Annotated in this window: 1 protein-coding gene; it reads right to left on the reverse strand. The window is 69.1% G+C overall.

Going from position 1 to position 278, the window contains the following annotated elements:
- Nucleotides 1–71 precede the first annotated feature (71 nt).
- The coding region (locus R0J88_RS19725) for a DUF1289 domain-containing protein (RefSeq protein ID WP_410900834.1) at nucleotides 72–278 on the reverse strand (207 nt) is incomplete at its 5' end.

The following is a 278-nucleotide window of genomic DNA, read 5'->3' on the forward strand; positions in this document are numbered from 1 at the left end:
GCCGGCCCATGATCGGGCCAGCGGCGCCCGGGGCGGGCGCATCGCGTCGGCATGCGCCGACGCGGGACGGCTTACAGCTTGTCGTACTGGAAGCGCATCGCGGTGCCTTCGCGCGTGATGCGCTCCCACACGGCCCGCTTTTCGTCGTCGCTCAGGAACACCCAGTTCGATACTTCGGCGGCCGTGCGGCCGCAGCCCTTGCAGACTTCGTCGAAGAGGGTCGAGCAGACGCCGATGCAGGGGCTGTCAGGCAGGTCGTGGAGATTGGAGGCCATCGG

The organism is Pseudoalteromonas sp. SIMBA_162 (assembly GCF_046535955.1).
Lineage (GTDB): Bacteria > Pseudomonadota > Gammaproteobacteria > Enterobacterales > Alteromonadaceae > Pseudoalteromonas > Pseudoalteromonas marina.